Genomic DNA, 13,974 nt, shown 5'->3' with positions numbered 1-13,974 from the left:
CAACCGTCATCGTCTGACTTAACGGCAAGCGCAAGGCAAAATTCGGGGCAAATAGCGGAATCCCGACGCCCGGAGAGCACCATGCGCCGCCGATCCGCCCGCTTCAGCGGGCTTCCCGAAGGGCGGGCCTGCGCTCCGATAGCCAGATTCCGGCAAAGACAAGCGCAAGCGCCACCGCGTGATAGCTTTGGAACGGTTCGCTCAACAGCACGACAGCCATGATCGAGGAGAAGATCGGCACCAGGTTGATGAAGACGCCGGCGCGGCCGGGCCCGATCAATTCCACGCCGCGCATGAAGAAGATCTGCGACAGGAATGACGGTCCAAGAGCGATGTAGAGCACGATCAGCCAGCCTTCGGGTGTGGGCCATTGCACGGTCCCGTTTGCGATCTCATAGCCGAGGGCGGGCAGCGAAGTGATCGCGGCAATGACCGACAGCATCGTGAAGAACACGATGCCGGGAACCTTTGGACGGTTGCGCAACGTAACCGCGTATGCGGAGTAGAAGACGCAGGCGATGATCATCAATCCGTCACCCGGATTGATCTCGAGTTCTGCCAGCCGGGCGAGATCGCCATGTGCCGAGATATAAATGACGCCGAGCATGGTGATCATCACGCCCGCTATCTGCAGCGGTCCGACTGGCGTGCGGTGGAAGACAAGCGCGCCGACGAGCACGAAGATCGGCATGGACCCCTGAATGATGCCGAGATTGAGTGCCGTGGTGGAGTGTGCCGCGACGTAGAAAAGCGAATTGAAGGCCGTCAGTCCGAAGATCGCCATCAGGATCAGCGCGATCATGTGCCGACGCAGGGTTGCCCACTCGGCCACGACCTGGCGGCCGAAAAAGACCATCAGCAGGCCGGAAACGATGACCCAGCGCAGCGTGACGACGACGAATGGAGATACCTCGCCGATCGCCAGCCGGCCCGCGATCGTGTTGCCCGCCCAGAAAAGAGCGGTCAGGATCAGAAGCAGGATCGGCCGGGAGTAGAACGTGGTCAGCATGAAAATCCCATCGGCCCTTGATCGCGGCATGCAACGAATACGGATAGCCTGCCTGCTATAACGGTGCGCAATCGTATTATCAATTGATGGGCAGCCATGCGCCTGGCGCGGCACTCCGGTCGGCAGTATTTGTTCCTGATTGGATAAAGTCCTTTGGATTTGTGACTGATTGACGGGTGTAAGGCCTTTCTGACAGTGTGCAGCCACGAAGAACCGGCTTGCCTATCTCGCCGGTCGAGAATTGCAGCTTTTGCGAAGATTGCGAGGGAGTACCGACGCCATGGAACGGGTCGATGCCGCTGGCCTGAAGGTCGCCGCCGAACTCTATGAATTCGTCAACAACGACGTCCTTCCGGGGACCGGCGTGAGCGCGGACGCATTCTGGCAGGGCCTGTCGTCGATCGTGCACGACCTTGCTCCCGAAAACCGCGCGTTGCTGGCCAAGCGTGACGCGCTTCAGGAAAAAATAGACGCCTGGCACAAGGCGCATCGCGGCCCCATCGATCTTGCCGCCTACAAGGCCTTCCTGAAGGAAATCGGCTATCTCGTCGAGGAAGGCCCGGCGTTCAGGGTCACGACGGCAAATGTCGATCCGGAGATCTCCTCGATTGCCGGTGCCCAGCTTGTCGTGCCGATCATGAACGCACGCTACGCCCTGAACGCCGCGAATGCGCGCTGGGGCTCGCTCTATGACGCGCTCTACGGTACGGACGCAATGGGGTCGACGCCGACTGCCGGCGGTTACGATCCGGCACGCGGGGCAGAAGTCATCGCCTATGCCCGCAATGTCCTGAACGAAAGCGCTCCGCTCGCCTCCGGCGACTGGGCCGCGGCGACCGGCCTCGCCGTTGCCGGCGGATCCCTCGTCGTTACTCTGGAAGGCGGCGAGAAGGCATCGCTCAAGGACGCGGCCCAGTTCCGCGGCTTTACCGGCTCCGCCGAAAATCCGGACAAGGTGCTCCTCGTCCGCAACGGCCTGCACCTGGAAATCGTCGTGGATCGCGCCCATCCCATCGGCAAGACGGACAAGGCGGGCATCGCCGATGTCGTGCTTGAGGCAGCGCTGTCCACGATCATGGACTGCGAGGATTCGGTTGCCGCGGTCGATGCCGAGGACAAGGTCGTCGCCTATCGCAACTGGCTTGGCCTCATCAAGGGCGATCTCGCCGACACCTTCGAAAAGGGCGGCAAGACGGTCACCCGCAAGCTGAATGGCGACCGCTTCTATACGGCCGCCGACGGCGCGGGCGAGGTTCGCCTGCATGGCCGCTCGCTGATGCTGGTGCGCAATGTCGGCCACCTGATGACCAATCCGGCGATCCTCGACCGCGACGGCAACGAGATCCCGGAAGGCATTCTCGATTGCATGGTGACGTCCGCCATCGCCATCCACGATATCGGCAAGGGCGGCACGAATGGCGGCGGTCGGCGGGCGAACAGCCGCGCCGGCTCGCTCTATATCGTCAAGCCGAAGATGCACGGGCCGGAAGAGGTCGCCTTCTCCAATCGCCTGTTCGGCCGTGTCGAGGAAACGCTCGGGCTTGAGAAGAGCACGCTCAAGATGGGCATCATGGACGAGGAACGGCGCACGACCGTCAACCTCAAGGAATGCATCCGTGCCGCCTCCGAGCGGGTGTTCTTCATCAATACCGGGTTCCTGGACCGGACTGGCGACGAGATGCATACCTCGATGGAAGCCGGACCGATGATCCGCAAGGGCGACATGAAGACGGCGGCCTGGATCCAGGCCTACGAAGCCTGGAACGTCGATATCGGCCTGGAATGCGGCCTGCCGGGCCACGCCCAGATCGGCAAGGGCATGTGGGCAATGCCGGACCTGATGAAGGCGATGCTGGAGCAGAAGGTCGGCCACCCGATGGCCGGCGCCAATACCGCGTGGGTGCCGTCGCCGACGGCAGCGACGCTGCATGCGCTGCACTACCACAAGGTCGACGTGAAGGCGCGGCAGAAGGAACTCGCCTCGCGTGGCCGCGCCAGCCTTGACGATATCCTGTCGATTCCCGTCGCGAACCGCCCGAACTGGTCACCGGAAGAGATCCAGGCCGAACTCGACAACAATGCCCAAGGCATTCTCGGCTACGTGGTGCGCTGGGTCGATCAGGGCGTCGGCTGTTCCAAGGTGCCGGACATCAACAATGTCGGCCTGATGGAGGATCGCGCGACCTTGCGTATCTCCTCGCAGCATATCGCCAACTGGCTTGCCCACGGCGTCTGCAGCGCCGAGCAGGTGACGGAGACGATGAAGCGGATGGCCAAGGTCGTCGACGGACAGAACGCGGGCGATCCGGCCTACCTGCCGATGGCTGAAGACTTCGACCGCTCGATCGCCTTCCAGGCGGCCTGCGACCTGGTGTTCAAGGGCCGCGAGCAGCCGGCCGGCTATACCGAGCCGATATTGCACAAGCGCCGGCTCGAGGTGAAGGCGGCGCGCGCCGGAGCCTGAACCAACGCCTGTCGATGAAATCGAACTCGGCCCGTGTCCGCCAGGATGCGGGCCGATCTGTTTCAGCTGGTCAATGAAACGGGAAGGGCGATCGTCGCGACGATACCCTTTTGCGGGCCGTTGGCGAGCGTCAGCGTGCCGCCCAGGGCGTGTACCACGGACCGGGCGATCGCCAGGCCAAGGCCGATGCCGCCGGTTTCCTCGCTGCGCGATTCTTCCAGCCTGACGAAGGGCTCGAAGACGTCCTTGAGCCTTGCCTCCGGAATGCCCGGCCCGTCGTCGGCGATGGTTATGACCGCTTCGCCGCCGCGCGCCGCCAGGTCCATGCGCGCCCTCTCGCCGTAGCGGATGGCGTTGTCGAGGATGTTGCGCACCGCCCGCTTCAGGCTGAGCGGGCGGCAGGTGAGCACGATGCGGCTTTCGGGTGGCGTGAAACTCACGTCCTGTCCCATCGCCCGGTAGTCTTCGGCCATGGCATCCAGATAATCGCCGAGATCGACTTCGACCGGCGCTTCGTTCGTGCCGTCCTCGCGCGCAAAGGCGAGGGTCGCCTCCGTCATCCGCTGCATTTCCTCCAGCGTGGCGATGATCTTGTCCCGGTTTTCCTCGTCCTCGATGAACTCTGCCCGGATGCGCAGCGAGGTGATCGGCGTGCGCAGGTCGTGGCTGATGGCGGCCAGCATTCGCGTCCGATCCCTGACGAAGCGCGACAGGCGATCCTGCATGACATTGAAGGCGTGGATGGTTCCCTGAATCTCCAGCGGACCGCTGACGGGCAGGCTTTCGACGTCCTCGCCACGGCCGAGTCGGTCGGCGGCGCGGCTGAGGTCCCGCAGCGGGCGCGTCAGCCTGCGCACGGTGAAGGCGACGACCAGCACGACGGCCAGTCCCATGACCATGATCGACAGGAAGAGCGGTGTCAGCGACCGGTAGGGCAGGCGGAACCGGCCGGCCATGTTGAGCCAGTTGCCATCGGCAAGCGAGACGGAGGCGTTCAGCGTCAGGCTCTGGCGCGGCTGCCGCCAGAAGCCGAACCAGCCCGAATTGCGCCGGCCGGGCCTCGCGTCTTCCTCCTCCTCGTCGTCTTCGTCCCCGTCATGATGATCGGCCGAATGGGAATGGCGGCGCGGCGGCAGGACGACGCGCGAGACGTCGGCATGGATCTCGCGATTGCCGCCCAGTTCCTCGGAAATCAGGCTGGAGAGCTGCCGGTCCGCCCAGCCGTCGCCGCTTTTCCCGACCGATGGCCTGTCGGCGATCCAGTAGGTCAGGAAGGGACTTGAGACGGTTTCCACCACCTGCGTGTGAAGGTTCCCCGGGGTTGCCTCGATGAGCTCCACCAGCGAGGCGGTGCGCTGGGCCAGGCCCTGGCGCGCAAGATCGGCGAGAGCCCCGCGCCGCTCTCCGGCAAAGAGCCAGAGGCTGGCGACCTGCGCGAGGACGAGGCTTGCCAGCAGCAGGGCGATCAACTGGCCGCCGAGGCTTTGCGGCCACAGGCGAAGGCGCGCGCCCTTCATGTGCCGGATTCCCTGACATCGGCGGTGAATGTATAGCCGCCGCCCCACACGGTTTTGATGAGTTCCGGGTTCTTCGGATCCGCCTCGATCTTGCGCCGGAGCCGGCTGACCTGATTGTCGATCGAGCGGTCGAAGATGTTGGGTGAGCGCCCGGAGGTGAGATCGAGCAACTGGTCGCGCGACAAGACCATGCGGGGACGCTTCAGAAAGGCGATCAGCAGCTGATACTCGCCGGTTGAAAGGGCTGTAACGACACCGTCGTCACTGACCAGGTGACGCCTTGCGACGTCGAGCGCCCAGCGATCGAACAGGAGCTTGTCGCTTTCCACGGGATCGCGCTCGCGGGAAGGGTTGGCCGTGCGTCTCAACACCGCGCGGATACGGGCCAGCAGTTCGCGCGGGTTGAAGGGCTTGGTCACGTAGTCGTCCGCACCGATCTCCAGGCCGACAACGCGGTCGGTATCCTCGGCCATCGCGGTCAGCAGGATCACGGGTGTGCTGCTCGCCTCCACGAGGTGTCGGCAGAGCGACAGTCCGTCCTCGCCCGGCATCATGATGTCGAGGACGACCAGGTCGATCGACGATGCCTTCAGGAGCTTGCGCGCCTGGGCAGCACTTTCCGCCGTGGTCGCGCGCAGGCCGTTCTTCACCAGATAGCGGGCGAGCGTCTCGCGGATATCGCGGTGATCGTCGACGACGAGGATGTGAGGGCTGGGTTCGCTCATCTGCTGGGCCGCGCGGTCCTTATCCTTCGGTTTCTCCAGAAGTAATATGCCGGAGGCAATCCTGGCAGCGGAAAGTGTAACGGAATGTATCAGCCTGCCCTTCCGCGACAGGACGCGACACAAAGGCGGGATTGCCGTCGTAGTTCTGCGACAGGGAGTGCCTATCTCGGGATCATAGCAATTGAAACCGAAGGAGATCCGGCGATGAAACCCTTGAAGGTCGCCACACTGTCCGCTCTTGCAATCGTTCTTGCCGGATCGGTCGCCTTGCCTGCATTCGCCGATCGTGGCGAGGGACGCGGCGAAGGTCACGGCTGGCGCCACGGCGAGCGCGGAGAGCACCATGGTCGATGGGAAGGACGCAGGGGAGAGGGCCGTCACCACGGCGGCGGTCATCATCGCGGCATGATGGGCGGGGCCATCTTCTTCATGGACACCTTCGATACCGACAAGGACGGCAAGGTTACGCAGGCGGAAATCGATGCCGTCGTGACGGAGCGATTCGGCAAGGCGGATACGAATGGCGATGGCGGCGTGACGCTTGAGGAATTCAAGCCGGCTTTCGCCGACACCTTTGCCGAGCGGCGCGTACGCTCGTTCCAGCGCCTCGACCGCGACGGCGACGGCAAGGTCACCGAGGCCGAGTTCGCTCGGCGCGGCGAGAGGCAGTTCGCGCGCCTTGACAGGGACGATGACGACAGCATCGAGAGTGACGACAGGGGCGGACGCCGCGGCTACGGCCGTGGCGGCGGCATGCTGCTGGAACTCTTCGACACGGACGACGACGGCGATGTGAGCCGCGAGGAATTTACCAGCGGCCGCGCCGAGCTGTTCGCCAAGGCGGACAAGGATGGCGACAATGCGGTTACGCTGGCGGAATTCCAGGACATCTGGCTGGTGGAATCTGATGGCCGCATCGTGCGGGCCTTCCAGCGGTTTGACCGGGACGGCGATCTCAAAGTTACGCGTGCAGAGGTCGATCGCCTCTTCGCCAACCTGGTCAAGCGAATGGACCGCGACGGCGACGGTGCATTGTCGATCCAGGACGGTCCGCGGCATGGCGAGGGGATGCGCGGCGAAGGGCGGCGCGGACCTCGCTGGATGCAGCGCGGCGACGATGGCGAATCAAGCAACTAACGTCGCGAAAGTTTCCCAAAACATACCTTACTCAAGGGCGGCGCGGCGGTGCCGCCCTTTGTTTTTTCAATGGTTTGGCAAGTGCCCATCAAAAAATTCGGGAAGGGGCGGATTTTTTCTTGATCATGAAGGCGTTTTGCGCGAAGACGGCGTTGCCCAAATTCGCACGTGCCCGTGGTCGTCCAGAATTCTGTGGCAGCCGCCAGCAACCCCTTCGGACTGTTTCGGGGTGGCGGCAAAACAGGACGGCTTAAAGCAACGACGTAAGAGGGCTTTTTTGGTCTCTGCCGGGGTTTCCAACCTCCGGGGTCACTGAAGAGGCACTTGTTACATCATTGCCGGCCGTGCGGTGCGGGGATCCTCCCTGTTCCAATCCAAGGCATTATTCCCGGGAAAGCCTGTCGTCCGTCGTGGCGGCGCGTGTTCCCGTTCGCATCGCCGCAAGCGAGCCGCCGTCTCCAAAACGGGGGAGGTCTCGATTCCGGCTATGCGGCCCTGCGTCTTGAACCGGAACGGGAGTTGCCCCGATGACTGAGCGTATCCGCGAATTCCTTCGCAACCGACGTGAAGATGGTCCCTGTGTCGTGGTCGACCTCGACGTCGTGCGCGACAACTATCATGCCTTCGCGCATTCGCTGCCCGACACCCGCGTCTTCTACGCGGTGAAGGCCAATCCCGCGCCGGAGATCCTCAACCTCCTGGCCGAGCTGGGCTCGTCCTTCGACTGCGCCTCGGTGGCGGAGATCGAGATGGTGCTGGCAACGGGTGCCGGTGCCGACCGCATCTCCTTCGGCAACACGATCAAGAAGGAGCGCGACATTGCGCGCGCGTTCGAGCTCGGCGTCCGCCTCTTCGCGGTGGATTGCGAAGCCGAAGTGGAGAAGATCGCCCGTTCGGCGCCCGGTTCGCGCGTGTTCTGCCGCATCCTGTGCGACGGCGCCGGCGCGGACTGGCCGCTGTCGCGCAAGTTCGGCTGCGCGCCCGAAATGGCGCCGCGCGTGCTGGAGCTCGCACATCGCCTCGGCCTCGCCGCCTACGGCATTTCCTTCCACGTCGGCTCCCAGCAGGGCAATGTGGATGCGTGGGACAGTGCGCTCGGTTCGGCCGCCGCGATCTTCCATGACATGGCCGAGCGCGGCATCCAGCTTTCCATGGTCAACATGGGTGGCGGCTTCCCGGCGAAGTACCTCAAGGAAATGCCCGGTGTGCCGGCCTATGGCGAGGCGATCTTCCGCTCGCTGACCCGTCACTTCGGCAACCGGCTGCCCGAGACGATCATCGAGCCGGGGCGCGGCATGGTCGGCAATGCCGGCCTCATCGAGGCCGAGGTGGTGCTGATCTCCCGCAAGTCCGACGACGACGAGGTGCGCTGGGTCTATCTCGATATCGGCAAGTTCAACGGCCTGGCCGAGACCATGGACGAGGCGATCCGCTATCCGATCCTCACGGACAAGGACAGCGACCGCAAGACGCCCTGCGTGCTGGCCGGCCCGACCTGCGACAGCGTCGACGTGCTCTACGAGAAGACACCCTACGAGCTGCCCGTGTCGCTGGCGATCGGCGACAAGGTGCTGATCGAGGCCTGTGGCGCCTATACGACGACTTATTCGTCGGTGGCGTTCAACGGCTTCTCGCCCCTGGCTTCCTACGTGATCTGAAGGCCGATGCCGATGTTCGACATTCGCGACGAGGCGCCCTGGGAAGGGAGTGCCCGCGAGGCGCTGCTCGACCGTGCCTTCGGTCTGGCGCGTTTCGAAAAAACCTCCGAGCGGCTGCGCGAGGGACGCGCGCCGGCGATCGCGCTCAGCGCGCTCGATGTCAGCGAGGATGCGGACGGCGAGGGTAACCTCGCCGGCACCGTGCGGCTGTGGAACGTTGCCACCGGTGACGGCCGGCCTGCGCTGCTGCTCGGGCCGCTTGCCGTCGATGCCAGCTATCGCGGCACGGGTCTCGGCGGCCGGCTGATGCGCTGGGCGCTGAACCGGGCGGCGATTGCCGGTCATGGCGCCGTCATTCTCGTGGGCGATGCTCCCTATTACGAACGGTTCGGCTTTTCGGCCGAGCTCACCGAAGGGCTCGACATGCCGGGGCCTGTGGAGCGGCACCGCTTTCTCGGTCTGGAACTTTCTCAGGGCGCGCTTGCCGGTGCGCGCGGCTGCCTCGCCGCGACAGGCCGCATTTCCTCGCTCACCGGCCGTATGGCGGCCGATCCGTTCACCCAAGCCGAAGGGCAGATCGCAATGAAACCCTGGCCGCCCGCCCGCTGATTGAAAACGGACCCCGGTCCGGGTGAAATCTGCCTTGTACGAACCCCAGGCCGGCAAAACCGGCCTGAGGTCGTTTTCGGCCGCTGCAGGAAAAAAGGATTGAAAAAATGAACGACGCGACCAGCAAGAGCGCAGAGGCGTCTGCCAAGGCCGGGGGCAAGGACTATCCTGTCCACGGCACGATTACCGGCCCGATCGTGATGATCGGCTTCGGGTCCATCGGCAAGGGCACGTTGCCGCTGATCGAACGCCATTTCAATTTCGACCGGTCGCGCGTCACCATCATCGACCCGAATGACGAAGACAGAGGGCTGGCCGACGAGCGCGGCTACCGTTTTGAAAAGACCGCGATTACCCGCGACAACTATCGCAAGGTGCTGACGCCGCTGCTGACGGAAGGCGAGGGGCAGGGCTTTTGCGTCAACCTTTCGGTCGACACGGGATCCCTGGACCTGATGAAGCTCTGCCGCGAACTGGGCGTGCTCTATATCGACACCGTGGTGGAGCCCTGGCTCGGCTTCTATTTCGACACGAGCGCCAGCAACGCGGACCGTACCAACTATGCCCTGCGCGAACCGGTGCGGAAGGAAAAGCGCAAGAACCCCGGCGGGACGACGGCCGTCTCCTGCTGCGGCGCCAATCCGGGCATGGTCTCCTGGTTCGTGAAGCAGGCGCTGGTCGACATCGCGCGCGATACGGGCCTTGAAATCGAGGAGCCAAAGAGCCGCAAGCAGTGGGCCAGGCTCATGAAGAAGCTTGGCGTGAAGGGCGTGCATATCGCCGAGCGCGATACGCAGCGCACCAAGCACCCGAAGCCGATGGGCGTTTTCTGGAACACCTGGTCGGTGGAAGGTTTCCTCTCGGAAGGCATGCAACCGGCGGAACTGGGCTGGGGCACCCACGAGAAGTGGATGCCGAAGAACGCCCGCAAGCAGAAGAAGGGCTGCAAGGCAGCGATCTATCTGGAGCAGCCGGGCGCCAATACCCGGGTGCGCACCTGGTGCCCGACGCCGGGCGCGCAATACGGCTTCCTAGTGACCCATAACGAGTCGATTTCGATCGCCGACTACTATTCGGTCGAGGAAGACGGCAAGGTGATCTACCGGCCGACCTGCCACTATGCCTATCACCCGGCCAATGACGCGGTGCTGTCGCTGCACGAACTCTTCGGCGCTGCCGGCAAGGTGCAGCCCAAGCACCACGTGCTGCATGAGGACGAGATCGAGGACGGTATCGACGAACTCGGCGTCCTGCTCTACGGCCACAAGAAAAATGCCTACTGGTACGGATCGCAGCTTTCGATCGAGGAAGCACGCGAGCTTGCGCCCTATCAGAACGCGACAGGCCTGCAGGTGAGTTCCGCCGTGCTCGCCGGCATGGTCTGGGCGCTGGAGAACCCGCAAGCCGGCATCGTGGAAGCCGACGAGATAGATTACCGGCGCTGCCTTGAGGTGCAGAAGCCCTATCTCGGCCCGGTGAAGGGCTATTACACCGACTGGACGCCGCTGGAGAACCGCCCCGGTCTCTTCGCCGAGGATATCGACGAGAGCGACCCCTGGCAGTTCCGGAACATTCTGGTCAGGTAAGGGGGTATGGGTGGCTAGGTCCTGACCCTGGTCCCCGAGGATCGGCTTACGCGTCGCGGTCGAGCGGCGCCAGCCGCCTCTGATTCGTTGCCTTGCGCTCTTTATCCAGGTCGATGATTGCCTGCACGATCTTCTGGAATGTGGACTGGGGCAGCATGCCGTAATCATAACGGTCGGTACCGGGTATCGGCCGGAGATCGTAACCCGGCCACTCGAAGCGGTTCAGTTCATCCAGCACCACCCAGTGATCCTGATGGTCAAGACCGAGCTTGCGGCAGTCCGCGTCATCAAGTTTGAGATGGATACGTCTATCGGCTTGTGGTGGTGCGGCGTGGGTGATGGGCACGACCGTGACCTGCGTGGCGCCGGTCTCTTCAAACTTCTTCGAAATAACGATCGCGCATGGCCGGTCCTTGCGGCCTTCCGTTGCTCCGGTCCGGCGCTCATCGCTCCATAGAAACGAATAGCGGATGACCAGACCGCGCTTCGGATCAGGCAGCGGCATACAGCCTATTCGCCATGGAGATCTCTCGACGCCTCAAGCTCGGCCACGAGATCGTCCGGCAATTGGCCGGCCTTCAGGATCTCCCGCTCCCGGCGCTTCAGCCGCTCGTAATTCTCCATTTCTTTCGGAGAAAGAAAGCCGCCGACAACGCGGTTGTGGCTGGTCACCTTGATGACACCGTATTCGCGCACATCTTCCTGAATGCGCGCGAAGCCACGCGCGAATTCGGTGGCGCTGATCGTTGTGGCGTCCGCCATGGTCATCTCCTGTTTGTTGTAAAATGCGCATTTTACAACAAACAGTCAATCGGCGGCCGCATTGCCGGGCTCTGCGCCAACCACTATCCCTGATTCTGCAGCAGGTAGACGCCGAAGCGCGAGGCGCTGTCGGTCCAGCTCCTGACCGGCTCGAAGCGGGCAGCGCGCGCCAGCAGGTGGAATTCGTCCGGCGTGTACTTGTACGAATTCTCGGTGTGGATCGTCTCGTCCGCCCTGAAATCGAAATGGCGGTCGCCGATCGTCACCCGCTGGTCGGCAAGGCTCTTCAGGTGCATCTCGATGCGGCCGTGATCGGCATTGTAGCGCGCCTCGTGGGCAAAGCGCTCCAGGTCGAAATCCGCACCCAGCTCGCGATTGGCGCGGACCAGCAGGTTGAGGTTGAAGGCGCCCGTCACGCCCTCGGGATCGTCATAGGCCCGCACCAGCGTCGCCTCGTCCTTCTTGCGGTCGACGCCGATCAGGAGATGGCCGGACGAACCGACGACGTCCCGCACCCGCTGCAGGAACTGGAACGCCTCGTGCGGCTCCAGATTGCCGATCGTCGAGCCGGGGAAGAAGGCAAGGCGCTTCGTGCCCCGAATTTCGGCGGGAAGCTGCACCGGGCTCATGAAGTCGGCATGGATCGGCACAACCTTGAGGTCCGGGAAGTCGGCGGAAAGCGCCTTCGCCTCGGCGGCCAGCATCTCCGGCGAGATGTCGATCGGCGCGTAAAGGCGAAGATGGGTCAGCGCCTTCAGGATTGCGCGGATCTTGCGGCTGGAGCCCGAGCCGAACTCCACCATCGCCTCGGCATCCGGCACGAGGGCCGCGATTTCCTCGCCGCGAATGTCGAAGATTTCCAGCTCCGAACGGGTGGGATAGTAGGCTTTCAGCCGGGTGATGTCCTCGAAGAGTTCCGAGCCGCGCTTGTCGTAGAAGAAGCGGCTGGGGATCGCCTTTTGCGGTAGGGACAGGCCGTTGAGGACCGCGTCCAGGAAGCCGCCTTCCTCGGTGCCGTTGATCGCCTCGAAGGCGGTGGAACGTGCTTTCGCCAGAGCCACGGACATGAATTACGCGTCCTCTGCCAGCCGCAGCCCCATGAACTGCCAGCGATGATGCGGATAGAAGAAATTGCGATAGGTGGCGCGGATATGGCCTTCCGGCGTAGCGCAGGATCCGCCGCGCAGCACAAGCTGATTGACCATGAACTTGCCGTTGTATTCGCCGACCGCGCCGGCCGCCGGCTTGAAGCCGGGGTAGGCGACGTACGGAGAAGCGGTCCATTCCCAGACATCGCCGATCATCTGGCGCGGGCCGGAAGACGCATGGCCGGCGACAAGCGGGCGAAGCTCCCCGGTGCCGACCGTGTTCCCCTTCAGCGGCAGACCGGCCGCGGCGACTTCCCACTCGCTTTCCAGCGGCAGGCGCTTGCCGGCGAAGCGGGCGAAGGCGTCAGCCTCGTAATAGCTGACGTGACAGACGGGGGCGTCAAGCTCGATCGGCCGCAAACCGTGCAGGCTCATCTGATGCCAGGCGCCGTCGCGCTTCAGCCAGTAGAGCGGAGCACGCCAGCCCTCGCGATTGACGGTGCCCCAGCCGTCGGCGAGCCACAGCGTCGCGGTCTCGTAGCCGCCATCTTCCATGAAGGCGAGCCATTCGCGGTTGGTGACCAGCCGGTCCGCCAGCTTGAACGGGCGTTGAAGGACCTCATGCGCCGGACCTTCGTTGTCATAGAAAAAGCCGCCACCCTCGTGGCCGATACGGCGGATGCCGCCGTCGAAGGACGACCACGTGTCGGCGGGCGCCGCATGCGGCGCGCTTCTCGGCGCCTCGAGCGCATAGGCTGGCTTCAGCGGGTTCTGCGCGAAGAGATGCAGGATATCGGTGAGAAGCAGTTCCTGATGCTGCTGCTCGTGATGGATGCCGAGCTCGACCAGCGGCGCGAGCTTGCGCGCCAGCGCCTCGTCGGAGGTCGTCACCAGCTTCTCCAGCCAGCCGTCGACATGGGCGCGATACTGGCGCACCTCGTCGGCGGACGGCCGCGTGATCATGCCGCGATAGGGGCGGGGATGTCGCTCGCCCTCGTTCTCGTAATAGGAATTGAAGAGATAGAAGAAGCGATCGTCATAGGGCCGATAGCCCGGCATGTGATCGCGCAGGATGAAGGCCTCGAAGAACCAGGTCGTATGCGCCAGATGCCATTTGGCCGGGCTTGCATCGTCCATGGACTGGACCGTCTGGTCGGCGTCGGAAAGGTGGTCCGTCAGAGCGAGGCTCTGCCTGCGCGTGGCAAACAGGCGCTCTGCTGGAAAGCCCTCAGCTTCGCTGCCTGCGTGGGCGGCGCTCGCGGTCTGGGCGGCGGGCACGTTTGCCGTGGTCATTTTCTCGCTCCCGTTGCTTGCCGTTCCGGCCTGCCTGGCGGTGTTCGTTCGGCCGATCCGTTGCGCTGCATCCGAACCGTCGGCCGATTGCCGGATAGCAACCTCCCAACCGCTGCGTCATTCTTG

General features: G+C 63.9%; 12 protein-coding genes. 5 read left to right on the top strand and 7 right to left on the bottom strand.

Features of this window, described 5'->3' with window-relative positions; translation table 11 throughout:
- Positions 1 to 103: 103 nt before the first annotated feature.
- Positions 104 to 1,009: a DMT family transporter gene (locus H2509_RS18430; RefSeq protein ID WP_182167933.1), complete on the bottom strand. Its 906-nt coding sequence runs from the start codon at positions 1,007 to 1,009 to the stop codon at positions 104 to 106.
- A gap of 280 nt (positions 1,010 to 1,289) precedes the next feature.
- Here H2509_RS18430 and H2509_RS18425 point away from each other — a divergent pair, with 280 nt between their 5' ends.
- The gene (locus H2509_RS18425) at positions 1,290 to 3,473 is read left to right on the top strand and encodes a malate synthase G (protein WP_182167932.1); all 2,184 of its coding nucleotides are present in this window, start codon (positions 1,290 to 1,292) and stop codon (positions 3,471 to 3,473) included.
- 62 nt (positions 3,474 to 3,535) lie between these two features.
- On the opposite strand, the gene H2509_RS18420 is transcribed toward H2509_RS18425, so the two are convergent.
- Both H2509_RS18420 and H2509_RS18415 read right to left on the bottom strand, forming a co-directional pair.
- Complete coding sequence (locus H2509_RS18420; protein WP_182167931.1) at positions 3,536 to 4,990, bottom strand: ATP-binding protein; 1,455 nt, start codon at positions 4,988 to 4,990, stop codon at positions 3,536 to 3,538.
- A complete protein-coding gene (locus tag H2509_RS18415) occupies positions 4,987 to 5,715 on the bottom strand; it encodes a response regulator (RefSeq protein ID WP_182167930.1) in 729 nt (242 codons plus the stop codon). The genes H2509_RS18420 and H2509_RS18415 overlap by 4 nt, the downstream gene beginning before the upstream one ends.
- Before the next feature lie 204 nt (positions 5,716 to 5,919).
- On the opposite strand from H2509_RS18415, the gene H2509_RS18410 reads away from it, so the two are divergent.
- The 4 genes from H2509_RS18410 to H2509_RS18395 all read left to right on the top strand — a co-directional run bounded on the left by H2509_RS18410 (position 5,920) and on the right by H2509_RS18395 (position 10,705).
- The gene (locus H2509_RS18410; RefSeq protein WP_182167929.1) at positions 5,920 to 6,852 is read left to right on the top strand and encodes an EF-hand domain-containing protein; all 933 of its coding nucleotides are present in this window, start codon (positions 5,920 to 5,922) and stop codon (positions 6,850 to 6,852) included.
- Positions 6,853 to 7,379: 527 nt separating this feature from the next.
- Complete coding sequence (locus H2509_RS18405; RefSeq protein WP_182167928.1) at positions 7,380 to 8,510, top strand: type III PLP-dependent enzyme; 1,131 nt, start codon at positions 7,380 to 7,382, stop codon at positions 8,508 to 8,510.
- Between the two features lie 12 nt (positions 8,511 to 8,522).
- Complete coding sequence (locus tag H2509_RS18400; protein ID WP_182167927.1) at positions 8,523 to 9,119, top strand: GNAT family N-acetyltransferase; 597 nt, start codon at positions 8,523 to 8,525, stop codon at positions 9,117 to 9,119.
- A gap of 107 nt (positions 9,120 to 9,226) precedes the next feature.
- Positions 9,227 to 10,705 carry a homospermidine synthase gene (locus tag H2509_RS18395; protein ID WP_182167926.1) on the top strand — a complete coding sequence of 493 codons (1,479 nt, stop codon included), beginning with the start codon at positions 9,227 to 9,229 and terminating at the stop codon, positions 10,703 to 10,705.
- Between the two features lie 46 nt (positions 10,706 to 10,751).
- Here H2509_RS18395 and H2509_RS18390 read toward each other — a convergent pair whose 3' ends face one another.
- The 4 genes from H2509_RS18390 to egtB all read right to left on the bottom strand — a co-directional run bounded on the left by H2509_RS18390 (position 10,752) and on the right by egtB (position 13,848).
- Positions 10,752 to 11,210, bottom strand: coding sequence for a type II toxin-antitoxin system PemK/MazF family toxin (locus H2509_RS18390; protein WP_182167925.1), 459 nt, complete (start codon positions 11,208 to 11,210; stop codon positions 10,752 to 10,754).
- Between the two features lie 5 nt (positions 11,211 to 11,215).
- Positions 11,216 to 11,467 (bottom strand): hypothetical protein, encoded by a 252-nt coding sequence (locus tag H2509_RS18385; protein WP_182167924.1) that lies wholly within the window; start codon positions 11,465 to 11,467, stop codon positions 11,216 to 11,218.
- An 83-nt stretch (positions 11,468 to 11,550) separates the two neighbouring features.
- On the bottom strand, positions 11,551 to 12,534 hold the full coding sequence (gene egtD, locus H2509_RS18380) for an L-histidine N(alpha)-methyltransferase (protein ID WP_182167923.1): 984 nt from the start codon (positions 12,532 to 12,534) through the stop codon (positions 11,551 to 11,553).
- Positions 12,535 to 12,537: 3 nt separating this feature from the next.
- Positions 12,538 to 13,848: an ergothioneine biosynthesis protein EgtB gene (gene egtB / locus H2509_RS18375; RefSeq protein ID WP_182167922.1), complete on the bottom strand. Its 1,311-nt coding sequence runs from the start codon at positions 13,846 to 13,848 to the stop codon at positions 12,538 to 12,540.
- Positions 13,849 to 13,974 lie beyond the last annotated feature (126 nt).

The organism is Stappia albiluteola, from assembly GCF_014050225.1.
GTDB lineage: Bacteria > Pseudomonadota > Alphaproteobacteria > Rhizobiales > Stappiaceae > Hongsoonwoonella > Hongsoonwoonella albiluteola.
Note: the sequence above shows the minus strand (reverse complement) of the source record. Positions and strands in the feature narration are given on the sequence as shown.